This is a genomic window from Hymenobacter glacialis (assembly GCF_001816165.1).
In the GTDB taxonomy this organism is placed as follows: domain Bacteria; phylum Bacteroidota; class Bacteroidia; order Cytophagales; family Hymenobacteraceae; genus Hymenobacter; species Hymenobacter glacialis.
Genome location: NZ_MDZC01000071.1, coordinates 1 through 25,098, shown reverse-complemented (window position 1 = coordinate 25,098; position 25,098 = coordinate 1). Strand labels below are relative to the sequence as shown.

Annotated in this window: 17 protein-coding genes and 1 tRNA gene; 10 read left to right on the top strand and 8 right to left on the bottom strand. The window is 60.9% G+C overall.

The window, feature by feature from the left end; genetic code table 11:
* Nucleotides 1-111: 111 nt before the first annotated feature.
* Nucleotides 112-2,019, bottom strand: a complete 1,908-nt coding sequence (gene asnB / locus BEN48_RS11525; RefSeq protein WP_070735036.1) for an asparagine synthase (glutamine-hydrolyzing) — start codon at nucleotides 2,017-2,019, stop codon at nucleotides 112-114.
* A gap of 199 nt (nucleotides 2,020-2,218) precedes the next feature.
* Here asnB and BEN48_RS11520 point away from each other — a divergent pair, with 199 nt between their 5' ends.
* Nucleotides 2,219-2,698 (top strand): acyl-CoA-binding protein, encoded by a 480-nt coding sequence (locus BEN48_RS11520; protein WP_070735034.1) that lies wholly within the window; start codon nucleotides 2,219-2,221, stop codon nucleotides 2,696-2,698.
* Between the two features lie 257 nt (nucleotides 2,699-2,955).
* Nucleotides 2,956-4,581: an amidase gene (locus tag BEN48_RS11515; RefSeq protein ID WP_317043704.1), complete on the top strand. Its 1,626-nt coding sequence runs from the start codon at nucleotides 2,956-2,958 to the stop codon at nucleotides 4,579-4,581.
* A 145-nt stretch (nucleotides 4,582-4,726) separates the two neighbouring features.
* Here BEN48_RS11515 and BEN48_RS11510 read toward each other — a convergent pair whose 3' ends face one another.
* Nucleotides 4,727-6,145 carry an FAD-binding oxidoreductase gene (locus BEN48_RS11510; RefSeq protein WP_070735030.1) on the bottom strand — a complete coding sequence of 473 codons (1,419 nt, stop codon included), beginning with the start codon at nucleotides 6,143-6,145 and terminating at the stop codon, nucleotides 4,727-4,729.
* Between the two features lie 45 nt (nucleotides 6,146-6,190).
* Here BEN48_RS11510 and BEN48_RS11505 point away from each other — a divergent pair, with 45 nt between their 5' ends.
* From BEN48_RS11505 to BEN48_RS11485, 6 genes are all read left to right on the top strand, one after another.
* Complete coding sequence (locus BEN48_RS11505; RefSeq protein ID WP_083321004.1) at nucleotides 6,191-6,823, top strand: C40 family peptidase; 633 nt, start codon at nucleotides 6,191-6,193, stop codon at nucleotides 6,821-6,823.
* Between the two features lie 143 nt (nucleotides 6,824-6,966).
* The gene (locus BEN48_RS11500) at nucleotides 6,967-10,233 is read left to right on the top strand and encodes a TonB-dependent receptor (protein WP_070735028.1); all 3,267 of its coding nucleotides are present in this window, start codon (nucleotides 6,967-6,969) and stop codon (nucleotides 10,231-10,233) included.
* 33 nt (nucleotides 10,234-10,266) lie between these two features.
* Nucleotides 10,267-11,094 (top strand): DUF4397 domain-containing protein, encoded by an 828-nt coding sequence (locus tag BEN48_RS11495; protein WP_070735026.1) that lies wholly within the window; start codon nucleotides 10,267-10,269, stop codon nucleotides 11,092-11,094.
* Nucleotides 11,095-11,298: 204 nt separating this feature from the next.
* Complete coding sequence (locus tag BEN48_RS18195; protein ID WP_158010165.1) at nucleotides 11,299-12,123, top strand: TonB-dependent receptor; 825 nt, start codon at nucleotides 11,299-11,301, stop codon at nucleotides 12,121-12,123.
* Nucleotides 12,008-14,791, top strand: a complete 2,784-nt coding sequence (locus tag BEN48_RS20265) for a hypothetical protein (protein WP_449404425.1) — start codon at nucleotides 12,008-12,010, stop codon at nucleotides 14,789-14,791. The genes BEN48_RS18195 and BEN48_RS20265 overlap by 116 nt, the downstream gene beginning before the upstream one ends.
* Nucleotides 14,792-14,974: 183 nt before the next feature.
* Nucleotides 14,975-15,048 (top strand) — tRNA-Ala (locus BEN48_RS11485).
* Nucleotides 15,049-15,331: 283 nt separating this feature from the next.
* Here BEN48_RS11485 and BEN48_RS11480 read toward each other — a convergent pair.
* The 3 genes from BEN48_RS11480 to BEN48_RS11470 all read right to left on the bottom strand — a co-directional run bounded on the left by BEN48_RS11480 (nucleotide 15,332) and on the right by BEN48_RS11470 (nucleotide 17,942).
* A complete protein-coding gene (locus BEN48_RS11480) occupies nucleotides 15,332-15,751 on the bottom strand; it encodes a hypothetical protein (RefSeq protein WP_125932601.1) in 420 nt (139 codons plus the stop codon).
* A 346-nt stretch (nucleotides 15,752-16,097) separates the two neighbouring features.
* Nucleotides 16,098-17,021 carry a cysteine synthase A gene (gene cysK, locus BEN48_RS11475; RefSeq protein ID WP_070735022.1) on the bottom strand — a complete coding sequence of 308 codons (924 nt, stop codon included), beginning with the start codon at nucleotides 17,019-17,021 and terminating at the stop codon, nucleotides 16,098-16,100.
* A gap of 87 nt (nucleotides 17,022-17,108) precedes the next feature.
* Entirely contained in the window at nucleotides 17,109-17,942 is an 834-nt protein-coding gene (locus tag BEN48_RS11470; RefSeq protein ID WP_070735020.1) for a serine O-acetyltransferase, read from the bottom strand.
* Between the two features lie 182 nt (nucleotides 17,943-18,124).
* Between BEN48_RS11470 and BEN48_RS11465 the strand changes: the two genes are divergently transcribed.
* Entirely contained in the window at nucleotides 18,125-18,466 is a 342-nt protein-coding gene (locus tag BEN48_RS11465; protein ID WP_070735018.1) for a cupin domain-containing protein, read from the top strand.
* A 204-nt stretch (nucleotides 18,467-18,670) separates the two neighbouring features.
* On the top strand, nucleotides 18,671-19,633 hold the full coding sequence (locus tag BEN48_RS11460; protein WP_241502256.1) for an aldo/keto reductase: 963 nt from the start codon (nucleotides 18,671-18,673) through the stop codon (nucleotides 19,631-19,633).
* 13 nt (nucleotides 19,634-19,646) lie between these two features.
* Here BEN48_RS11460 and BEN48_RS11455 read toward each other — a convergent pair whose 3' ends face one another.
* The 3 genes from BEN48_RS11455 to BEN48_RS19435 form a co-directional block, all read right to left on the bottom strand.
* Nucleotides 19,647-22,913: a PAS domain S-box protein gene (locus tag BEN48_RS11455; protein WP_158010164.1), complete on the bottom strand. Its 3,267-nt coding sequence runs from the start codon at nucleotides 22,911-22,913 to the stop codon at nucleotides 19,647-19,649.
* Nucleotides 22,914-23,006: 93 nt separating this feature from the next.
* The gene (locus tag BEN48_RS11450; RefSeq protein ID WP_070735013.1) at nucleotides 23,007-23,777 is read right to left on the bottom strand and encodes a mechanosensitive ion channel family protein; all 771 of its coding nucleotides are present in this window, start codon (nucleotides 23,775-23,777) and stop codon (nucleotides 23,007-23,009) included.
* 70 nt (nucleotides 23,778-23,847) lie between these two features.
* Nucleotides 23,848-25,098: peptidylprolyl isomerase (locus BEN48_RS19435; RefSeq protein ID WP_206599855.1), on the bottom strand; the 1,251-nt coding region annotated here is incomplete at its 5' end.

The following is a 25,098-nucleotide window of genomic DNA, read 5'->3' as shown; positions in this document are numbered from 1 at the left end:
ACGAAACAGCCTGCAAAACTGGATGGCCCTGCACTGGGTGGCCTTCACGGTGCTACTGCTCCGTAAAATTGTCCCGCCTCCCACTTCCTAAACAGCTTCATTATTAATTACTTAACCCGCCATATATTGCTTCCACCAGGTCTGGAACACGATAAGGCCCCAGATGCGGGCGTGCACATCGCCGGGGTTGCGTGAAAACAGCTGAGTTTTGAGGGCGCGGATGGCATCCACATCAAAAACGCCCTGGGCTTCGATGAACTCATCGCGCAATAGGTCGTCCTCAATTAAGGAGCGTAGCTCGCCGCGCATCCACTTGAGCAGGGGCACTTCAAAGCCGTGCTTGGGCCGGTCGTAGAGCTCGGCGGGCAGCTCGGAGCGGAAGGCGTCCTGCACGATGCGCTTCTTCATGGTGGCGTCGACTTTGCTGCTCACGGGGAGCGAAAAGGCAAAGTCCACCACTTTGTAGTCTAGGAACGGCGTGCGCACTTCCAGGGAATTGGCCATGCTCATCATGTCCACCTTGGTGAGCATGTCGTAGGGCAGCACCAGCTTCATGTCGGTGAGCAGCACCTCGTTGAGGTCGCCGTCGGCGTGCAGGTGCTCCAGAATATCTTTCCGGCGCTTGGCGAGGGCTTTCTTGCCCACCTTACGGCGGCTGGCAGCGCTGAGCAGCGTGTTGGCATCTTCCGCCGATGCGAAGCTGGCCCAGTCCCAGTACCGGTCCTTCACGCCGGCGAGCATGCCGCGCGAGAAGCGCTGAAACTGTCGCACCCGGTTGCCAATGAAGCTGTTGCGCGACTTGGGCAGTATGTCCCACAGAAAGCCCAGGCCCGTTACGGCTTCGGCCTTGAAGCCGCCCTGGCGCACCTTGAACTCGCCCATGTGCTTGTTGTAGCCGCCGAACATTTCGTCGGCCCCGTCGCCGCTCAGGGCCACGGTTACTTTCTGGCGAGTGCGCTGGCTGAGGATGTACACGGCCAGGGCCGAGGAGTCAGCAAACGGCTCGTCGAGGTAGGCCAGCATGTCGTGAATGTGCTCGTACAGGTCGTTGTTGGTCAGCGAAAACACCGTGTGGTTGGTGTTGTGCCGAGCCGCCACGAGGTTGGCGTACTTGGTTTCGTCAAAGAACGGCTCGTCTTTGAAACCGATGCTGAACGTGTTGAGGTGGGGCGTGTGCCGGGAGGCCAGCGCGGCGATGACGCTGGAATCGATGCCGCCGCTCAGGAAACAACCCAGGGGCACGTCGGCCACGAGGCGGCGCTGCACGGCACCGTCCATCAGCTCCACCAGCTTGTGCTGCTGCTGTTCGTAGCTGAGCTTGTTCTTGGCTACTTTTTTGGGGTCGTAGGGGATTTTATACCACGCTTTGCCCACCACTTTGCCGTCCTTAATGTAGAGGTAGTGGCCGGGTAACAGCTTCTTGACGCCCTTGAAAATGCTGGCCGGCCCCGGAATGTAGTTCAGCTGCAAGTACTGCGTGAGGGCCACATAGTCGAGCTTACGCGGCACGCCCAGGGCCATCATCGACTTCATTTCCGAAGCGAAGAACAGCTTGTCTTCGTCGCGGTAAATGAGCAGCGGCTTCACGCCAAACCGGTCGCGGGCAATGAAAAGGGAATTCTCTTCCTTGTCGAAAATGGCCAGGCCAAAGAAGCCGTTGAGCTTTTTGATGAAGCTGCGGCCCTCCGTAATATAGAGCTGCAGAATAACCTCGGTATCAGTCTGGGAGTGAAACTGGCAGCCGCGCTTAACGAGCTTCTCGCGCAGCTCGCGGAAGTTGAATATTTCGCCGTTGAACACGATGGTGTAGCGGCCGGCCGCATCGGTCATGGGCTGGTTGCCATCGGCCGAAAGGTCGAGGATGGCCAATCGGCGGAAGCCCAGCCCGCACTGGTCGTACACGAAATGGCCCTCCGAGTCGGGACCGCGGCGAATGATGGCATCCGTTGATGCCTGCAGGTTGTTCAGCGACTGACGACCCGTTTGCGTAAAGGCAAATACTCCAGTAATTCCACACATAGTAGCCAGCAAAAGTACGACCCCGCAACCTAAAGGCCAGCAGCAGGGTATTGTCAGCAGGGCAAACACGCACGATTTCTGCCAACTTCGCGCCCTTTACGAATTTTCAAGCTCCACGACTATCCCTTCGGTTGCAATTGGCTCCGGCCGTGGCGGTCGCGAGGCCGTTTAATTCATTTTCTCTTCCTTATTTCTTCCCATGGACCTCAACCAGCAATTCCAGGCCGCGGCCGACAAAGTAAACAACCTGCCTGCCGATGCGGCCGGCGCTCACATGACCGAGCTTTACGGCCTCTACAAACAAGCCACTGCGGGCGATGTGAACATGAAGCCCGGCGAAGTAGACGCCAACGAGGCCGACCAGGCCAGCGGCCCCGGTGGACTATCCCAGGCCCAGTGGGACTCCTGGAACCAGTACAAGGGCGTGCCTGAAGAAGAGGCCAAACGCCGGTACGTGGCCCGTACCACTGAAATCACAGGCGGAGAAGGCGCCGGTGCGCCTACCAATACGGTAGCGACCGATGCGGCCACCAACGCACCAAGCGGCCAGCCCAACAACCCGGGTAACACAGCCGCCGACCACGGCCCCGGCCAAACCACGGCTGGCGGCCTGCGTGGCGACATCACGGCCGGCGCTCCCTATGGCGGCGAGGACCTGCTCAAAGAGCAACAGTCGTAACCCCCACTCCTTGCGCGGAACCGTTCTTTTTTGAAAAGAAATGAACCGATCAAAATTTAAGAAAAGGCCACTGCTTTCGCGGTGGCCTTTTCTGTTTGCAGGGGGATTTAGGGTACGAACCGGAGCTTCACTCTTTTTGGGCGAATAACCATTTCGGCAAGGAACGGGCGGTGCATCACCCTGCCGGTAGTATTATTGTTAACTGGCTCTCAGCCTCTCCCCTATTTCATATTGTTTCGATGGACCGTCGTCTTTTTTTGAATCGCAGCACTTTGGCCGCCCTCACCACCGCGCTGCTGCCCGTGGTGGCCTGCCAACCCACCACTGAGAAAGCGCCCGGTGAAGCGGCGGCACCGCCCGCCACTACCGGCTCGGACGATGGCTCGGCCTTTGCCCTGCACGAGGCCACGGTGACGGAGCTACAGGACCGCATGGCCAAGGGCACCGAAACCGCCCGCAGCCTGAGCGAAAAATACCTGGCCCGCATCAAGGAAGTGAACGAACAGGGGCCCATGCTCCGGGCCGTCATCGAGACCAACCCCGATGCGCTGAAGATTGCCGATGAGCTGGACAAGGAGCGCAAAGCGGGCAAGGTGCGCGGCCCGCTGCACGGCATTCCGGTGCTGATTAAGGACAATATTGACAGCGGCGACCAGATGATGACCACAGCCGGCGCCTTGGCCCTGTCCGGGCACAAGGCTAAGCAGGATGCCTTCATTGTGCAGAAGCTGCGGGCGGCCGGCGCCGTGCTCCTGGGCAAAACCAACCTGAGCGAATGGGCCAACTTCCGGTCCACGCGCTCGGTGAGCGGCTGGAGCAGCCGCGGCCGCCAAAGCCGCAACCCGTATGCGCTGGACCGCAACACCAGCGGCTCCAGCTCCGGCTCGGGTGCGGCGGCATCGGCCAATCTGTGCGCCGTGGCCGTGGGCACCGAAACCGATGGCTCGGTGGTGTCGCCCGCGTCCTGCAACGGGCTGGTGGGCCTCAAGCCCACGGTGGGCCTGCTGAGCCGCAGCGGCATCATTCCCATTTCCAGTACCCAGGACACGGCCGGCCCCATGACGCGCACCGTGCGCGACGCGGCCATTTTGCTTGGGGCGCTGCAAGGCCCCGACCCCGCCGACCCGGCCCAGCTCGTCAATTCCGCTCCTATTCCCGCCGACTATACCACGTTTCTTAAAGCCGACGCGCTGAAAGGCCAGCGGATTGGGGTGGAGAAGTCGCACCTAAGCGGGCCGCCAGCCGTAGCGGCGCTGTTCAAAGCGGCCGTGGCCGTGCTCAAGGCCCAGGGCGCGACCATCGTAGAGGTGGAACTGCTGAAACAGACCGACCCGCTGGGCGAAGCCGAGTACGAGGTGCTGCTCTATGAGTTTAAGGACGGCGTGAACAAGTACCTGGCCAGCGCCGGGGCCACCGTGCGCAACCTAGCGGAGGTTATTGCTTTCAACAAAGCCCACGAAGCGGAAGCCATGCCCTACTTCCAGCAGGAAATTCTGATGGATGCCGAAAAGACCGATGGCCTGAGCAGTGCCAAGTATAAGGCGGCGGTTCAGAAATCGGTAGCCGGTGCCCGCAAGGCCCTGGACAGCGTAATGCGCGACAACCAGCTCATGGCCATTGTGGGCGTGACCACCGGCCCGGCTTGGTGCATCGACTGGGTCAATGGCGACTACTCCACCGGCATTGGGTTTTCTTCACCTGCTGCCATGGCGGGCTACCCGCACCTCACCGTGCCCATGGGGCAAGTGCTGGGGCTGCCGGTGGGCCTGTCGTTCGTGGGCCCGGCGTATGAGGAAGGCCGGGTGCTGGCCCTGGGCTACGCGTATGAGCAGGCCTCGAAAAAGCGTATGGCTCCGAAGTTCCTGCCCACGGTGGCGGGCTAACCACTTGGGTTTGAAAAAACATCTGTCATCCTGAGCACAGCAAAGGACCTTATCACGTGTGCGCAGAGAGCAAGCAATAGCGTTATGCTCCAGCGTGACAAGGTCCTTCGCTGCGCTCCGGATGACAAGCGTTGTCAAACAACCCTTAGAATATCTTGCCCGGGTTTAAAATCCCGTGCGGGTCAAACACTTTTTTGATGCCGCGCATCAGGTTCAGGTTGGTTTCGGCCAGGGCGATGCCGATGTAGCCTTTTTGCACCAGGCCGATGCCGTGCTCGCCGGAAATGGTGCCGCCCAGCTTCACGCACAGGCGGAAAATCTCGCTGATGGGCTCGCGCAGCCCCACGTTCCACATTTCGTCGCTCAGGTTGCCGCGAATAATGTTGACGTGCAGGTTGCCGTCGCCCACGTGGCCGTAGCACACACTCTGAAAGCCGTAGCGGGCACCTATCTCCTTCACCCCGGCCAGCAGGGTGCCCAGTTCGGCGCGGGGCACCACGGTGTCTTCTTCCTTGTACACGGCGCTCTTCACGGCGTTGCCGATGTTGCGACGTATGCGCCAGAGCTCGTCTTTCTGCGCAGCAGTGTCGGCTAGTAGAATCTCGCCTACGTTGTAATTGTCAAGCACGGCGTACACCTGCTCGGCTTCTTTATACAACTGGTCCAGGTCCTGGCCGTCGAGTTCGATGAGCAGGTGGGCGCGCACGTCTTCGGGCACGGTGAGCGGAATGCCCAAGTAGCGCGCCGACCATTCCATGGCAATGCGCTCCATAAACTCCATGCCCGAGGGAATGACGCCCGCCCGAAACACCGCCGACACCGCCTCCGCCGCCTGCGCTTCCTGCCGGAAAGGCACCAGCATCAGCACATTGTGCTGGGGATAAGGCAGGAGTCGAAATACCGCCTGCGTAATAATGCCCAACGTACCCTCGGAGCCCACCATGAGTTGCGTGAGGTTATAGCCGGTGGAGTTTTTGAGGGTATTGGCGGCGGTCCAGATGATTTCACCGGTGGGCAGCACCACTTGCAGGTTGAGCACGTAGTCGCGGGTGGTGCCGTATTTCACGGCCTTAGGGCCGCCGCTGCTGTGGGCCAGGTTGCCGCCCAAGAAACAGCTGCCCTTGCTGGCCGGGTCGGGCGGGTAAAACAGGCCCACTTCTTTCACAGCATTCTGAAACGCCTCGTTTACCACGCCCGGCTCCACGGTGGCCTGCAGGTTGCGTTCGTCAATCTGAATGATTTTATTGAGCCGCTCGGTGCTCAGCACCACGCCGTGGTGCACGGGCAGGGCGCCGCCGCTCAGGCCCGTGCCCGCGCCGCGGGGCGTCACCGGCACGCGGTGCTCGTGGCACAGGCGCATAATCTGGCTGATTTCATCGGCATTGGCGGGGCGCAACACCACGTCGGGGGCGTAGTGCAGGTCCTCGGTGTGGTCGCGTCCGTAGTCAGCGTACATTTCGGCGGTGGCAGCGGCCTCGGCGCGCTGGGCAGTGAGCACGTGGGCAGGGCCCACAATGGCCTCAAACGCGACAATTAATTCGGGGGTCAGGGCGTTGAACGGCATCGGCGGATAAACTTAGGCAGGCCGCGTAAACTATATTTGCAGCCAATGAGGAGGGTGACAACGAAGATACTACCGCTACTGCTGCTGGCTTTGCTCTGGCTAGCCGGCTGCCAGCAGAAGCTCAATTACCGCGACGGCAAGTACCGCACGGCCCGCGAAATGGTTCGCCTGAAAAAAGGGGGCCGCTACGCCGCCCGGCCCGTGGGCAAAACTAAAACCGTGGGCAAAACGCCCAGCGGTGGCAAGGCCAAAACCGTGACGCGGCGCCCGCTGCGCGACGGCAGTGCCACCGGTGCGCTGGCATCCGTGATAGAAACGGCCCGGTCCTACCAGGGCACGCCCTACCGCTACGGCGGCACCACCCGCCTGGGTCTCGACTGCTCGGGCCTGCTGCAGCTCTCGTTTGGCGAGGCTGGCATCAGCATTCCTCGCTCCTCCAACGAGCAAGCCGTGTGGGGCTCGCCGGTGCGAAGCTCGGAGTTGAAACCCGGTGACTTGGTGTTTTTTGGGGCTTCCCCGGGCAGCCGCACCATCACGCACGTGGGCCTGGTAACGGTGGTAGACGAGGAAGGGGTGGACTTTATTCATGCTTCCACCTCCCTGGGAGTCATCGAAAACAGCTTGGAATCCGACTATTATTTAAGTCGATTTATTCGGGCCGTGCGGCCTCAACTGTGAGACCAGCCTGTTACCTTTGCGGCGTAGACAGAACCGTGTCTTGATATAAATAATAGCAAAACACCTGCAAACCAGGTTCATTCCCAAGCTTGCTTTTGCTTTGCATTCTCACCAGCTCACCATTCTCACCAATTCCTGTTTGTATGAATAATTCACGTTTACGCCACTTGTTTTTGTTGGTGTTGATGCTCTTCACTGCCCACTTGGGCTGGGCTCAGGGTGTGACCACTGCCGCCATGAGCGGGGTCATTTCCGATAGCAAAGGCGAAGGCCTGCCCGGCGCTACGGTTATTGCCGTGCACACGCCCACCAACACGCAGTACGTAGCTCCTACCAACTCCGACGGACGCTTCAACATCCAGAACATGCGCGTGGGTGGTCCCTACACGGTTCGCGTCACTTTTGTGGGCTACAAAGACCTGACGCGCGAAGGCCTCAACCTAGCGCTGGGTCAGAACTTTCGCTTCGACCAGAAGCTGAGCGACTCCTCCACTGAGCTCGCCGAAGTGGTGGTATCGCAACGCCGCGACGCGGTGATGAGCGCCGACCGCACGGGTGCCGCCACCACGGTGCGGCGCGAGCAAATTGAGCGCCTGCCTACCATTTCGCGTAGCTTCCAGGACTTCACGCGCTTGACGCCCCAGGCCAACGGCAACTCGATTTCGGGTCGTAACGGCCGTTTCAACAACATCCAGATTGACGGTGCTTCCAACAACGACCTGTTCGGTCTTGGCAGCTCCGGCACGCCGGGCGGCCAGGCTGGCACCCAGCCCATTTCCCTGGACGCTATTCAGGAATTCCAGGTAGTTATTGCCCCTTACGACGTGCGTCAGGGCCGTTTCAGCGGCGGCGGCATCAACGCCGTGACGCGCTCCGGCACCAACGAAGTCTCGGGTTCGGCTTTCGTTTTCGGCCGCAACCAGAACACGGCGGGCAAAAGCCCCACGCCAGACCCTCTGACCGGCCAGCGCACCAAGCTGGCTGAGTTCTCGGACTACCAGACCGGCTTCCGTCTCGGTGGCCCGGTCATTAAGGACAAGCTGTTTTTCTTCGTAAATGGCGAAATTACCCGCCGCAGCGCGCCGCTGTTGTTCCGCGCCGCCAACCAGGTAAACGGCGTGAACGAAGTGGGCTCCGGCATTGTGAACTTCGTGAACAACGACCAATTGCAGCAAATTTCGAACGTGCTGCGCGAGCGGTACGGCTACGACGCCGGCAGCTTTGGCGAAATCAACAACGAAACCCGCTCCAACAAGGCGTTTGCTCGCCTGGACTGGAACATCAGCCAGAACCACCAGCTCACGCTGCGCCACAACTTCGTGGATGCCTCGGACGACAACCTCTCGCGCTCCCAGAACAACTTCCGCTTTAGCAACAACGGCTACCGGTTTGTGAGCAAGACCAATTCGTCGGTTATGGAATTGAAAAGCCGTTTCGGCAGCAAGTTTGCCAACAACCTGTTGCTGGGCTACTCCACCATTCGCGACCAGCGCTCCATTAATGGCAGCCTGTTTCCTTCCGTTACCATCAACTTCGGTGCAAACACCGTGGTGGCCGGCTCGGAGCGTAGCTCCACCCAAAACCGCCTCGACCAGGACATCCTCGAAATCACGGACAACTTCAACGTATTCGCAGGTAAGCACGTGCTGACGTTCGGTACCAATAACGAGATTTTCCGTTTCGACAACCTGTTTGTGAACGACGCCGCTGGTCGTTATGACTTCCCGGACCTGGCCAGCTTCCTGGCCGGCCGCAGCAACGCCACCAACTACCGCTACCGCCAAAACTATGGCTTGCCCGGCGGCAAGCCCACTGCCAAGTTCGGCGCTGCCCAGTTTGGCGTGTATGCCCAGGACGAATACAACGTGACCGATAAGCTGCGCCTGACAGCCGGTGTTCGCCTCGACCTGCCCGCTTACTTCAACACCCCTTCCTACAACCCCCGCGTAGACTCCACTTTTGCCAATGCGGTAACGACCGGCCCCGCTCAGGGTGCGGCCTATGACGTGCGGACCGACCGGCTGCCCAAGTCGCGGTTGCAGGTGTCGCCCCGCTTGGGCTTCAACTGGGACGTGCGCGGCGACCAGTCGCTGCAGACCCGTGGTGGCGTAGGTATCTTCACCGGCCGCCCTGCCTATGTCTGGATTTCGAACCAGTACGGCGGCACCGGCGTGGACTTTGCCAACTTCGACCGCACCGGCGTAAATGCTCCTCGCCTGGCTACTGTCGTGCCCGACTCCGTGTCGCGCCTGCCCGCCAAGGCTTCGAAAGGCAGCATTGCCGTAACCGATAAGGAGTTCCGCAACCCGCAGCTGCTCCGCACCAACCTGGCCGTGGACTACCGCTTGCCGTTTGGCCTGGTGGCCACCCTGGAAGGTATATTCTCCAAGACCCTGAACGACGTGTTGCCCCAGGACATCAACCTGGCCAACCCCACCAGCACGCTGCTAGGCGATGGCCGCCCAGTATACACCGCTGGTACCAACCCCGCCACCGGCGGCCCGAACCGCTACCGCAACAGCCGCGACTTCAACAACGTGATTTTGCTGACCAACACCAGCAAAGGCTACCAGTACAGCCTCACGGCAGAACTGAAAAAGCAGTTTGAAAGCGGCTTCTTTGCCACGTCGGCTTACACCTACGGCCAGTCGCGCGACCTGTACTCTGGTACCAGCTCGGTAGCCGTTTCGACCTGGGAGTTCAACCCCCACGTATCCGGCCCGAACAACCTGCCGCTCTCGTACTCCAACTTCGACCTGCGTCACCGCGTGATTGGCTCGTTCTCCTACCGCAAGGAGTACGCCGGCCACTTCGCCACCACCCTGTCGGCCTTCTACAACGGGCAGTCGGGCACGCCTTTCTCCTACACGTACTTCGGCACCGACATCAACAACGACGGTGGCAACCCTTCGGGCAGCTCGAACGACCTGATTTACATCCCGCGTAGCCAGAACGAAATCGTGCTGGTAACCGATGGCGTAAACGACCGTCGCACCACCGCTCAGATTTGGAGCGAGCTGAACTCCTTCATCGAGAGCGACAAATTCCTGAAGGAGCACCGCGGCGAGTACGCTGCCCGCAACGGCGCCCGCACCCCATGGCAGCACCGCATCGACGTGCGTCTGATGCAGGACATTTTCTTTACGGTGGGCAGCAAAACCCACACCCTGCAGCTGACGGCTGACGTGACCAACTTCGGCAACCTGCTGAACAACGAGTGGGGCCGCGACTACTTCGTAGCGAACCAGAACTTTGGCTTGCTGCGTTACCAGGGTCTGGAGAACGGCACCACTGGCCGCCCTACGTTTAGCTACGGCAACGGCACCACGCCTACTGCCAAGCAGGCGTACCAGATTAGCCAGCTGTCTTCGCGCTGGCAGGCCCAGTTTGGCGCCCGTTACTTGTTTTAATCAGTCAGAAGGTTTAGCTAAACGCATCTCCATATGAAATTCTCCTTTGCTTCGCTCTTCACCAAACTAACGCTGGCTACTTCGGTAGCTGGCGCCTTGGTTGGCTGCGACGAGCCTAATTACCCCACCCCTACTCCGGTAACGGAGTCCAGCGTGGGCCAGGCCCGCGTGTTGGTGGTAAACGCTGCCCCGGGTTCGCAGGGCGTTACGACTACGGTCGACAGCAGCCCATTCGGGGCTGTTGCCCCTTACCTGGGCACCGCCGCCGCTACGTACACAGGCGTGAGCGCTGGCCAGCGTTTGTTCTTGTTCAACGACCCGGCCAACATCCCCTCCAACGCCACGGCGCCCGCCACGCCCCGCACGGTGGCAGCACGCACTGCCTACCTGGGCGGCACCAACTACACCGTTTTCGTGACTGACGTGCCCACCCGGGCATCTGCGGGCACGGACCAGGGCGGCATTCGCACGGTCACGCTAACGGATAACCTGGCGCCCCCCGCCGTGGCCACCAACGCCAAGATTCGCTTTGTGAACCTGGCCACCACGGCTACCAGCGGCAGCACCAGCTACGGCATCTACAACAGCTTGACCCAGGCTTCGCTGTTCTCGTCAATCCCCCTGCGCACCTACCGGGCCACCTCGTCAGGAACAGGCACCGCAGCGGTCAGCTTCGCCAACTTTACGGAGGTTGCAGCGGGCACTTACACCCTGGACGTTCGCAGCGTAGCTACAACGCCGCTGGTGGGCACCCAGCAGGTCATCACGCTGGTCGCTGGCAAAATCTACACCTTTTACGTTCGGGGCATAGCTGGCAACAGCAGCACTCCGCTCGGCATTTCGGTCGTTACTCACAACTAAGCAACGCGGATTTTCATTTGAAAAACGGCTGGGGTTCTCCCAGCCGTTTTTTTTTATGCCAGCTAATGAATTTGCTCCCCACTCAAAGCACCAAAACAAGGTATCCCCCTAGCGGTAATATTGAGGTAACATTGGCACACTCACCTTGCTGTTACCTTTGTATCGAGTTTGCTCATGCTCATTCATTTCACCAACCCTTTTTGTATGAATAATATACGTTTACGCCATTTTTTCCTGCTGGCGCTGATGCTTTTCACTGCCCGCTTAGGCTGGAGCCAAGGCGCCACCACCGCGTCTATGAGTGGAGTCATCACCGATAGCAAAGGCGAAGGCCTGCCCGGCGCTACGGTTATTGCCGTGCACACGCCCACCAACACGCAGTACGTAGCTCCTACCAACTCCGACGGACGCTTCAACATCCAGAACATGCGCGTAGGTGGTCCCTATACGGTTCGCGTCACCTTCGTGGGCTACAAAGACCTGATGCGGGAAGGCCTCAGCCTGTCGCTGGGCCAAAACCTACGCTTCGACCAGAAGCTGAGCGACACCAGCACGGAGTTGGCCGAAGTGGTGGTAGGCGGCCGCCGCGACCCCATCATGAGCGCCGACCACACCGGCGCCAGCACCACGGTGCAGCGCGAAACCATTGAGCGCCTGCCCACCCTGAACCGCTCGCTGAACGACTTTACCCGCCTCACGCCTCAGGCCAACGGCCAAAGCTTCGGCGGCCGCAGCGGCGCGTTCAACAACATCACCATCGACGGTGCCATTTTCAACAACGCCTTCGGCCTGTCGTCGACGGTAGGCGGCCAGGCCGGTGCGCAGCCCATTTCGCTGGATGCCATCGACCAGATTCAGGTGAGCATTGCGCCCTTCGACGTACGTCAGCTCGTTCACTGGCGCGGGCATCAACGTGGTGACCCGTTCGGGCACCAACAAGGTGCAGGCCTCGGCTTACTACTTTGGCCGCAACCAGGACCTGGTGGGCAGCAAAGTGGGCGACATCAAGTCCGACTACCCCAAGTTTGACTTGAACAATTTCGGCTTCCGCGTAGGCGGCCCGCTTATCAAAGACAAGCTGTTTCTGTTTGTGAATGCTGAGCGCGAGCGCCGCAACGACCCGCCGAACGGCAACTTCACCGCCAACCGCAGCGATACCCCTCCCACGCCTGGCGGCACGGTTTCCAACGCCTCCGGCACCCAGCTCGATATTCTCAGCAGCTTCCTGCAGCGGGAATACGGCTACAACCCCGGCCCGTACGAAAGCTACAGCCTGCGCTCGAATAGCGACAAAGCCACGGTGAAGCTCGACTGGAACATCAGCAACAACCACCGCTTCAACATCAAGTACAACTACCTGAAGTCGCTCAGCGACATCAACCCGAGCACCTCGGGTGCCATTGCCGGCCAACGCTCGCAGTCGCAGTTTGGCTTGCCCTTTCTGTCGTCGTACTACACCATCAACAACAACCTGAACTCCTTCATCGCGGAACTGAACAGCACCCTGGGCGGGGGCAAGTTTTCGAACAACATGACGGCGGGCTTCACGGCGTTCCGCGACTTCCGCGAGAGCAGCGCTGGCATCTTTCCGCTGGTGGACATCGGAACCGGCACGGGCCGCAGCACCGGCACGGGCCTCAACGGCATCACGGCCACCAACTCGTTCACCACGTTTGGTTACGAGCCGTTTTCGGCCTTCAACGTGCTGAATTCGGACGTGTACCAGTTTGGCGACAACTTCACGGCTTACCTTGGCAAGCACAACGTGACGGTGGGCACCTACAACGAGTACTACGAGTTCCGCAACGGTTTCTCGCCTAACTACTACGGCAACTACTCCTACAACTCGCTGGAAGACTTCTACGCTTCGGCTGGTTTCGACTACAACCGCACGGCGGGCACCTTCGCGCCGCTCACCGGCACCCGTCCGGGCCCGCAGCGCTACAACCTGTCGTACTCGGCACTACCCGGCGGCGCCTTTCCGTTCGCCGACATCAAGGCCATCCAATTTGGCCTGTACGGCCAGGACGAGTGGTCGCCGCGCAACAACCTGCGCGTCATCGTTGGCCTGCGCGCCGACCTGCCCTACCTGACTTCGGACCTGACGCAAAACACCAACGCGGCTAACCTCACGTTCCGCGACGGCGTTAAAATCAACACCGGCCAGACTCCTGCCAAGAACGTGCTGCTGTCGCCCCGCGTGGGCTTCAACTGGGACGTGAACGACGACCGCAAAACGCAGCTGCGTGGCGGCACGGGCGTATTCACGGGCCGCGTACCCTTCGTGTGGCTCTCGAACCAGGCCAGCAACAACGGCGTGCAGTTTGGCTCGTTCAGCACCGCTGGCGCAGTACCCAATGGCACCAACCCCGGCGCTTCCATCTACCCCTTCAACCCCAGCGTAGACGCCTACCGCCCGCAAAACGCCACGGCCAACACCCGCTACAACCTGGCGGTAACCGACAAGGACTTCAAATTTCCGCAGGTATGGCGCACTAACCTTGCCGTTGACCAGGAGCTGCTTGGTGGCATCGTCGGTACGCTCGAAGCGTTCTACACCAAGGACATCAACGCCGTATACAACCAGAACGTGAACCTGCCCGGCACCGAAGCAAACCCGTTTGCTCGTTCTTCCGGCGCCGATACCCGTCCCATCTTCTACTCGTTTGGCGCGCCCCTCACGGGCAACAACGCCGGATTGGTGAGCACCACCCGCAACTTCCAGATTTATGGCCCCGTGCCTTCGGCCCAGGGTGGCAACACGGCGGCACGCCCCGAAATCAGCGACGCCATCCTGATGAAGAACATCAGCAAGGGCTATTCGTACGCGGCCACGGCACAATTGCAGAAGTCCTTCAGCAACGGCTTGTTTGCGAGCGCGGCCTACACCTACTCCGATTCGCGGTCGGTGAACGACGGCGGCTCGATTGCCCAGTCCATCTGGCGTGACCGCTCGATTTCGGGCGACCCCAACGCCAGCGCCCTGAGCTACTCCAACTTCCTGCAGCAGCACCGCATCATTGCCTCGGCTTCGTACCGCCGCGAGTATCTGAACCGCCTGGCTACCACCGTCTCGTTCTTCTACGAGGCGGCACCCGCAGGCCGTTTCTCCTACGTGTATGCGGGCGACATGAACGGCGACAACCAGACGTCAAACGACCTGATATACGTGCCCCGCAACCAGAGCGAAATCAACCTGCGGGACATTAACTACACCTCCGGTGGTACCGTGTTCTCTACCTACACCGCGGCGCAGCAGTGGGACGACCTGAATAATTACATCAGCCAGGACGACTACCTCAAGACGCGCCGGGGCGAATACGCCGAGCGTAACGGCGGCGCTCGTCCTTGGCAGAACCGCCTGGATGTGCGCTTGCTGCAGGACATTTTCACCGACCTGGGTTCCGAAAACCGCGGCACGGTGCAACTGAGCCTTGACCTGTTCAACGTGGGCAACCTGATTAACAGCAACTGGGGCACGTTCCAGACGGCCAACCGCACCAACCCGCTCACCTTTGCCGGCTACAATGCCCAAAGCCAGCCAGTGTTCCAGTTCCCTTACCTCGTGAACCCCACCCGGAACGCGGATGCTACGGTTAACGCCGGCCGTAAGCTCACCGAAACCTTCCGCGACGACACCGGCGGACTCAGCTCGCGCTGGCAGGGCCAGTTGGGCCTGCGCATCATCTTCAACTAAGCTCCTCCGCTTAGCGCAACGCCAAAGAGGGCCGGAATTAATTCCGGCCCTCTTTTTTGTGACTGATTATTTGGTGCTTGCGCTTTTCTGCCAAAATAAAGTATGCGTTACCCTTGCCAAACCGCAAACTGGCCGTACTTTTGTCGAACCAAAGCGCAATAGGCACGGCGGTAAGCACAACCCGGGGGATTAGCTCAGTTGGCTAGAGCGCTTGCATGGCATGCAAGAGGTCATCGGTTCGACTCCGATATTCTCCACGGAAAAAAAGTAGAATAAAAAAGGCAGCTCCGGTAAATACCGGACTGCTTTTTTATTCTACTCTGAACTACCTGCTTGTACTAGGGGACGGCCAGCAGCTTACAGTAGCCGCGCGCAAGTAACCGTAGTTTCCAAGCTGTCATGCCTCGGGCTCTGCTTGATGCGCAGAATGCTCGGCATGACCAAATTGAATACGACTACTTGTGCGCGGCTCCCTAGAACAGTTTTGGATTTAGTGGAAGCGGGAGGACCTTACGTTTGAGTGCTTGGCCTTTATCACACCTATTCGGCCGGATTGTCGGCATCGCCCATTTTGCCACCGTCGTTGGCTGAGCTCGGCGCCGAGCGGGCATTGCTGTATTCGGAGTTGTAAGCGGTAGTGTTTTTGGTTTGATCGGCTTTTTCAGCATCGGAGCCGCCGCCCTGGTTTTTCTGGTCGGCACCGGGCTGGTCGCCGCGGTTGCTGCTGCCCTCGGCACTCGGAGCAGTTTCGTGCGTGCCGCCGCGGTTGCCACCATGGGTACCGTCGCTATCGGGTGAAGAGGTGAGCTCTCCGCCGCCCTGCTGCTGCACGCTCACGCCGCCCACATTTTCGGGGCGGGCTGCGTTATTGCCCGAGTTGGCTACCTGCTGCTGCGTGCGGCGGTGCTCATTCTCGCTGGTTGTCAGTTTATCGCTGTAATCGGTGTTGTCAGTTGCCATGATTTTCAAGGGTAAAAAGTGAATGGATAGTACAGTATCAATAGCTGCCGGAGCAGTTGCGCATTGAATTGGTAGCACGCCGCCTTCTGTGGCTGCTATTTTGCCAAGCCGCAACCACGGAGGAAGCAAATTCCGAGTTGGATGGTTGGATGGCCGGATGGCTACAAGGTACCAGAACAAGCCCACGGCATGTATGGCGCATGCCTAAAGTATACGGGGTGCCCGGTACGTGGTTTTGTACCGGGCACCCCGAATCTGTTTCCGTTGGCTTTGCCTGCAAGTAACTTGTGCTATTTGAGAAGGCATCAGCGAACCGGCGGCGGTCCTGAAACCCAGTACCACTGCCTTACACAAACAAGCCTTCTACCGACAGGTATCGCTCGCCGGTGTCGTAGCAGAAGGTGAGAATGCGGCTGCCCTGGGGCACATCCACCAGCTTCTTGGCAATGGCCGCGAGCGAAGCGCCCGAGGACACGCCGATGAACATGCCTTCCTCGCGGGCGGCGCGGCGAGTCATTTCATAAGCTTCCTGCTGCGATACCTGGATGGTGCCATCGAGCACGCTAACGTGGAGGTTTTCGGGAATGAAGCCCGCCCCGATGCCCTGGATGGCGTGCGGCCCCGGCGCACCGCCGCCGATAACCGGCGAGCCCTCGGGCTCCACGGCGAAGGTTTTCATGTTTGGAAACAGGGGCTTGAGCATTTCCGTCACGGCGGTGATGTGGCCGCCGGTGCCCACGCCCGTAATGTGGAAGTCAAACCCCTCGGGCATATCGCGCAGGAGTTCCTGGGCCGTGGTTTCGGCGTGCACCTTGATGTTAGCGGGGTTGGAGAACTGCATGGGCATCCAGGCGCCGGGCGTGGAGGCCACAATTTCCTGGGCTTTGTCAATGGCGCCTTTCATGCCTTTTTCGCGGGGCGTGAGCTCGAGGTTGGCACCGTAGGCCACCATGAGGCGGCGGCGCTCCACGCTCATGCTCTCGGGCATTACCAGCGTGAGCTTGTAGCCTTTCACGGCGGCTACCAGGGCCAGGCCCACGCCGGTATTGCCCGAAGTAGGCTCCACAATGAGGCTGTCTTTGTTCAGAATGCCATCTTTTTCAGCCTGATTAATCATGGACAAGGCTATCCGGTCTTTGATGGACCCGCCGGGATTGGCGCGCTCGAGCTTCACCCACACTTCTATGTCGGGCCGAACGGTAGCAAACAGGCGGTTGAGGCGCACCAGCGGGGTGTTGCCGATGGTTTCTAGAATGGTATTGGCTTTCATGAGGTGAAACGGTGAGGTGAGGTGATGGCGAAGAGGAGCAGTTTGGTGGTGCAGCTGAAACGCCCCACGCACGCCTTAAAAGCCTCGCTAAATGGAAAAAACCAGCTCCGCAGCCGGGTCTACGCTACGGGATATCTGAATGTGGGCGCGGTGGTACACGCGGGAGTGCGAGGGTACGCTTTCGGTGAGCCAGACGTTGCCCCCGATGATGCTGTGGGCGCCTACCAGCGTGCTGCCTCCCAAAATGGTGGCTCCGGCATAAATCACCACGTGGTCTTCAATGGTGGGATGCCGCTTGGTGCCCTGCAGGCCTTTGGTCACGCTCAGAGCTCCCAGGGTGACGCCCTGATAAATCTGCACGTTGGCTCCGATGATGGCGGTTTCGCCAATGACCAGGCCCGTACCGTGGTCAATGCAGAAGGAATGGCCGATTTGCGCACCGGGGTGAATGTCGATGCCGGTGCGCTGGTGGGCGTACTCGCTCAGGAGCCGGGGCAGCCGGGGCAAGCCGCGCTGGTAGAGGGCGTGGGCCAGCCGGTGCAGCGCCGTGGCGTAGAAGCCGGGGTACGAGCTGATGATTTCGGCCAGGCCCTGGGCGGCGGGGTCACTGGCCAGAATGGCGCTGGCGTCGCGCAGCAGGGCGGCCCGCAACGCAGGCAGCTGCGCCGTAAATTCATCGGCCAGCGCGGGGGCCGGCGAAGGCAAAGACGGTACCAGGGCCAGCAGCGTGGCCAGTTCGGACCGGAAATGATGCAGCTCGGCCGCTACGGCGTCGGCCGTGGCCAGCGGCCGCTCGGCGCGGTGCGGGAAAAGGAGTGCCAGCAGGTTGTCGGCCAGGGCGCAAAAGGCGGCACCGGGCAGGGCATCGGGAACCGATGCGTGGGCGCGGGCTAGTTCAGCACAAAATAAATCGAGGGGCACAGCAACGGGAATATGGAGCGAAAGAATGGAGGGACTTAACCAGATGGTCTAACGAAGGTTTCGGTCCAGCCGGACAACTGTGAGGGCAAACGGCCCGTTTACTTCAAGCGCTGGCTCCGCGTTTTTACGGGTCCGGAGCTCGCCTCAAAAGTTCCTTGTTCATTCCTTTCCCAACCAACACCATGTCCGATACCACCATCACCAAAGTTGATTCGCGCCATTCGCCCAAAGGCAAAGACGGCGAAAAATACCTCGCCTCCGGCAAGCACGTTGCCATGCGCATGTGGGAAAACGAGCAGCCCGGCGAGCCCAAAGAACCGTCCAGCAGCGCTTATGAAACCGTGGGCTACGTGCTCAGCGGCCGCGCCGAGCTGCACCTGGCGGGCCAGGTAGTAATACTGGAGCAGGGCAATTCCTGGGTAGTGCCCAAAGGTGCCGAGCACACCTACAAGATTCTGGAAAGCTTTTCGGCGGTGGAGGCCACTTCGCCCCCGGCCCAGGTACACGGCCGCGACGAAGAATAGCCGCATTATAGGCCGCTAAGGCTATTTGTAGTTAAAAAAACGTCATGCTGAGCGCAGTCGAAGCATCTCTACCGGGCAACTAATCAATTTTAGTAATTCGGTGGAGATGCTTCGGTTGCGCTCAGCATGACGTTCTTGTATGCCTCCCTTTCTCACGACGTTTTTGTGTCGTACTCTTTCTGCACAACCAATTTCCCTCCCCGCATGAAAACACGTGAACTCGGCCGCACCGGCCAGCAGGTATCGGCCCTGGGCCTGGGCTGCATGTCGATGGCTTCGGATTATGCCTACGGACCCAGCGATGAGCAGGAAGCCGTGGCCACCCTGCACCGCGCCCTAGAGTTGGACGTGACGCTGTGGGACACGGCCGACATCTACGGTTTTGGGGCCAACGAGGAGCTACTGCGGCAGGTGCTGGTGCCAAACCGCGCGCGGGTGTTTCTGGCCACCAAGTTCGGCTTTGTGACCGATGGGCAGGGCGGCTCGGCCGTGGACGTGCGCCCCGAGCGCATTGCCGCGGCCTGCGACGCCAGCCTGCAGCGCCTGGGCATCGAAACCATCGACCTGTACTACGCCCACCGCATCGACCCGGCCGTGCCCGTGGAGGAAATGGTGGGTGCCATGGCCGCGCTGGTACAGGCCGGCAAAGTGCGGCACCTGGGGCTTTCCGAAGCCTCGGCGTCGTCGTTGCGGCGGGCTGCAGCCACGCATCCTATCGCGGCGCTGCAGTCGGAGTATTCCATCTTCACCCGCGATGTAGAGGCCGAAATCCTGCCCGCCTGCCAGGAGCTGGGCATCAGCCTGGTGCCTTTCTCGCCGCTGGGCCGGGGGCTGCTCACCAACCCGGGGCCGCAGCTGGCCGCAAAGGACCTGCGCCGCAGCATGCCCCGCTTCGGCGAGGAGGTGGGCGACGCCAACTCGCCCCTGCTGGCGGGCCTGCACCAGCTGGCCACCGAAAAAGGCATCAGCACGGCGCAGCTGGCCCTGGCGTGGCTGCTGGCTCAGGACGCGCACATTATCCCCATTCCGGGCACCAAGCGCCGGAAGTACCTGGACGAAAACGCGCAGCCGCGGAGGTGGTGCTATCGACGGCCGAAAGCCACCGGCTGCAGGCCTTGCTGGCGGCCCATCCGGTGGTGGGGGCCCGCTACGGCGAAGGCGCCCTAAAGCTGGTGAACCGCTAGCGGGTAGCTGGTCCTTCCTGTGGCGAGGCTGGCACGCGGCTCAGCGGCCCCACGGTCCAGTCGTAGACCAGCTTCACCAGCGACGCTTCCTGAAACGGCTTGGTGAGATAGTCGTTCATGCCCGCGGCCAGGCACTTGCCGCGCTCCCCCTTAATGGCATTGGCCGTGAGGGCAATGATGGGCACGGTAAGCGTGAGCTGCTGACGCAGCATGGCCGTGGCCACGTAGCCGTTCATCAGGGGCATCTGCAGGTCCATCAGCACCAGGTCGAACGCCTCGTTTTCGGCCAGTCTCACGGCTACCTGGCCGTTTTCGGCTTCGGTTACTTCCATGCCGGCATTGGTCAGGAAGATGTTGGCCAGCATGCGGTTGAACACGTTGTCTTCCACCAGCAGAATGCGCTTGCCTTGTAGCGCCGGCATGAGGCTGCTGGTGTCGGCCTCGTCTTTTTGGGGTACGTCGGTGCCGGTTCCCACCGGCAGGCGCAGGGTAAAGCGGCTGGTGGTGCCCCTGTTCTTCTGGCTCTCAATGAGCAGCGTGCCGCCCAGCAGCTCCACCAGGTTTTTGCTAATACTCAGGCCCAGGCCGGTGCCGCCAAACTTGCGCGACACGGACGAGTCTTCCTGGCTGAAATCTTCGAAAACCTCCGCCAGGTACTCGGCATCGATGCCGATGCCGGTGTCTTTCACCGTGAATTCGATAAGCGCCTCGCCCTCATCAAGCAGCTGCACCAGTTCACAGGAGACACTCACGCTGCCTTTTTCTGTAAACTTGACCGAGTTGCCGGCCAGATTGAGCAGGATTTGGGCAATGCGGTACGGGTCGCCGAGCAACACGGGGGGCACGCCCGGCCCGATGCGCGTTTTAAAGCTCAGGCCCTTTTCTTCGGCTTTGTAAACCAGGGTTTTTTCGACTTGCACGGCCACGCGCTCGGGGCTGAAGCCGATTTTCTCGATGGCCATGCGCCCGGCCTCAATTTTGGACAAGTCCAGAATATCGTTGATGATGACCAGCAGGTTTTCGGCCGAGGCCGTGATGGCGTGCAGGTAGCTGGTTTGGGAGCTGTCGAGCTCGGTTTTGGTCAGCAGCTGGCTCATGCCCAGAATGGCATTCATGGGCGTGCGGATTTCGTGGCTCATGTTGGCCAGGAAGTCCTGCTTGGCCCTTGAGCTGATTTCGGCCAGTCCTTTGGCTTCGCGCAAGCTGGCCTCAAGGCGCTTTTGGGGCGTCACGTCGAGGTAGATGCCAATGGAGCCAATCAGCCGCTGCCGGTCGTCGTAGAGCGGGGCGCCGCTCACCAGCAGCCACTTAATTTCCCCGCTCTTGGTGGTCACGGCAATTTCGTAGGAATCGATGATGCCCTGCTTCCGAATTTCTTTCTTGCTCTCCACCAGCGCCAGGTCTTCGCCGCTCAGGAGCAGGGACGAAATCTGGCTGCCCACCAGCTCATCGGTGCAGAAGCCCGTCATGCTGCAGAAGCTGTGGTTGGCATAGAGCAGGTGGTCGTCCAAATCAGCTTCTACCAGCCCTAACGACATGTTCTCGATGATGCCGCGGTATTTTTCCTCCCGGCGCTTGAGCTCCTCATTGGCCTGGGTGCGGACGGTGATATCCGCGTATTTCCACAGGTGGCCGATGTAGCGGCTCTGGTCAAAGATTGGCGCGAAGTCCCGCTGAATCGTCCGGCCGTCGAGCAGGCTAATGGCATCGCCCACCACAGGCTGCCGATGCTTGAGTAGTGCCTCAATGCGCGCCACGTAGTGCTGGGGGTCTTTGATGTAGGCTTTGGAACCCTCCGTCAGCCAGCCCCCGTCTTTGCCAATTAGCTGCGGCGGCAAGGTGGGCACCGCGAGCAGGTTGCAAAAAGCCTCGTTGGTGAGCACAATGCGGCGGTTTTCGTCCTCCAACACCAGGCCATCCTGAAAATTGGCAATAACCGTAGACAAGCGCCGCGTCGACGCATCGAGGGCTTCCTGGGCTTTTTTCAGCTCCGAAATGTCAGTGTGCGTGCCCGAGAAGATGAGCGGCTCGCCGTTGGGCGCGTGTTCGGTTACCAGCCCGCGGCTCAGTATCCATTTGTAGGTACCGTCCTTGCAGCGCATGCGGAACTCGACGACCAGCAGCGCTGCATTGCCTTGCAAATAGGCATTGATGGTACGCACAGTGCTTTCCAGGTCCTCGGGGTGGATGTGCGTGGTGAAAGACGCGTAGCCATCCGGAAATTCGTCTTCCTGGTAGCCCAGCATGGCTTTGTATTCTGCGGAATAGGTCACCAGTGCCGGGTTGAGCAGGTTCTGCTCCCAGATGCCATCGCCAAAGCCTTCCACGGCCAGGCGCCAGCGCAGGTCGGTTTCCCGCAGCGCCTGCTTCAGCGGGGTAATGTCCTGCAGGATGCCGCTGTAGTTCACGCCGGTTTCGTCGCGGCCCGTGAGCACGGAGCTCCCCCGAACCCAGCGCAGGGGCTGGCCCGGCACCGCTACCCGGCCCTCGTAGAACCACGGCGTTTGCGTGCGCGTGGCTTCCTCAATGGACTGCCAGAGCGCAGGCAAGTCCTCGGGGTACGAGTACTTGAGCACGTCGCTGAAGTCAGTGGTCGGGACACCAAACAACTCGAACATCTTCGGGCTCATGTAGTTGGTGCCAAAGGTGCCGTCAAAGTTTTGGCGCCATTCGTAGAGCACCACCGGCACGTTTTCGGCCAGTGCCCGGAAGCGCTGTTCGTTCTCGACGAGGGCAAGCTGGCTTTCTTTCCACTCGGTGATGTCTTCCAGCAGGCCGGCCAGCACGGCTTCGCCCTGTTCGTTGACAACGGGCTGCACTTTTACCCGAATCCAGCCGGGAGCATTGCCGGCCCGTGGGTTGCGCACCTCGTATTGAAAAGGCTCCCTGTTGCGGATTCCGGCCTCTATGTAAGCCACCGTAGCCGGGTCGTCCAGGTCGGGGCGCATAAACGTTTCGGGCAGCAGGCCCACCACTTCGTGCAGCGCAAAGCCGCACAGCGCCGTAAACCCCTCGTTGACCCACGTGACCCGCCTGTTTGCATCGGTAAGGAGCACGGCGGGGTATAGCTGCTGCATCAGCAGCACCAGCTGCTGGTAGTTGGGCAAAGGGGAAGCCACCGCCGGGCCGGGGGCGCTCGTGGCCTTGGCTAGAGCAGCGCGCAAGGCGGCATTCTCGGCCTGCTGCTGCTCCAGGGCGTGTTGTAGCTCGGCGGGGGTCATGGTCTGCTTCTCCTCTTTGCTGCAAGATAATGTATTAGACACGCTCTTGTTGCCCCCCCGCGAAACCAGCCAACGTCTGCTGGCATGCCTTACTGCAGCATGCATTGAATGCGGCGGTGCGACACGGAATCCGGCTTAACCGACGCCATGCTCGGCAAAGGCGCGCTGCAGCTGCTCGATGAGCCGGCCGTGAGCCGCGCCGTTTTGGCCGGCCAGCGTGTAGGCCCGGAACGCCACGGTCACGCCGCCGGGTTTCAGGGCAGTCACCACTACCTGCGGGGCCGGCATTGGCAGCACCTGCGCGTCGGCCTGCATGAGGGGCACGGCCCAGCTGCGCAGCGCATCGAGGCTGGTGGGGTTGTCTAGCTCGGCCAGTATTTCCACCATGGCCTTGTTTTGGGCCGTTTTGTTTACAATGACATTGTTGGAGGTGGCGCCGTTGGGCAGGATAATGGTATCGCCCTGCCCGTTGGTCAGAATGGTGTTGAAAATCTGGATTTCCCGCACCTCCCCCGATTTTCCCTGCGATTCGATGGTGTCGCCCACCACGTAGGGCTTAAAAATGAGAATGAGCACGCCCCCGGCAAAATTGGCCAGCGTGCCCTGTAGCGCCAGGCCCACCGCCAGGCCCGCCGCGCCCAGTATGGCTACAAATGACGTGGTTTCGATACCCACCATGCCCGCTACCGATATCAGCAGCAGCACCTTAAGCACAATATTAACCAGGCTTCTCAGGAAGGAGCTCAGCGATACATCCAGGTGCAGGGTGGCGCGCAACAACAGCCGCGTGGCCCAGCCAATGAGCCACCAGCCCACCACCAGCACCACCACGGCCATTAGCAAGCGGGGCAGGTAGAGCAGGAGAATGTTTTGGTGCCGCTGAGCAAATGTGATGACTTTATCCATAAAAAAAACGCGGGTTACTAACTATTGAATTCAACGAAATGCCGCAACGAACCAGACGGCTCCACCGTGCTTATTTCACCAGCTCTACGCCCAGAATCTGGTCTCCGATTTCGAGCTTGTGCGCCACGTCCATGCCGCCCACTACCTGGGCGAAGATGGGGTAGCGGCCGTCGAGGTGCGGGGTGGGCGTGTGGGTGATGAAGAACTGGCAACTCTCAGTGTCTTTGCCGGCCGAGGCCAGGCCCACGCTGCCCTCCTCGTAGTGCAGGTCGCCAAACTCCGACCGCAGGTTGTAGGGCGCGCTGCCGTTGCCATCGCCGCGCGGGTCGCCGCCCTGGGCCACAAAGTTGGGCACCACGCGGTGGAAATACAGGCTGTCGTAGAACTTCTGCTCGATGAGCGTGACGAAGCTGGCCACGGCACCGGGCGCCTCGTTGGGTTTCAGCTCCAGTAGAATGATGCCTTTGGACGTGCGCAGGCGCACCTGCTTGCCCAGCGGCACACGCTGCACCACGGCCCAGTCGATGGGGTGCTGCTGGGCCGTGGCCACGGGCGTGGGCGTGGGGTTAGGGTTTTTCGTGAGCTTGTCCAGGGCCTGCTGCAAGCCCTGCCAGGCCTCAATCTCGCGGGGCAGCTGGAGCTTGGCCTGGGCCTGGCGAATGGCCGCCAGGTCGGCGGGCTGGGGTTCGGGATACAGTTTGGCGTCGGTAAGGGCCTCGGCGGCGGTGCCCAGCTGGGCCACGTCGCCGGTGGCCAGGGCCTGGCGCACGGCGGCGGCAAAATCGGCCTGGCGGGCCGCGGGAAAATCAGCATTGCGGCGCATGGTGAGCAGCGCGCCCAGGGCATAGCCAGCCACCACCGGCGACTTACCAGCCCCGAATGCCTCGGCCTGCACGAAGTCGAACGAAACGGGGTCTTCGGCCAGGGCCTGCAGCAGGAAGCCTTTTTCGTACACCGTGGGCACCACCGGGTAGCGCTTGCGAATGGTTTCGGTGAGGCTGGGCCGGGCGGCGGGGCTGGCGTGGCGCACGGCGGCCTGCAGCAAGGCCGCCCGCACCCGCGGCGAGGCCTGCTTGTTGCCGTCGGCCAGGGCGGCCATCATGGGACCCGATTCGCCTTTGGCGTGGGCCAGCAGCCACTCGGCGGCCGTGAGGGCCACCGGGGCGCGGTCGTGGCGCAGGGCGTAGAAAACGGCCTTGCGGCTGGCGCCATACGTGCCCGCTCCAAACGGGAGGGCGCGCAGCGCGCTGAGCCGCACCCGATAGTCGGGGTCTTTGGTGGCCAGCCGCGCCAGCACCGCAGCCGGCGTGGCGGCATTGCT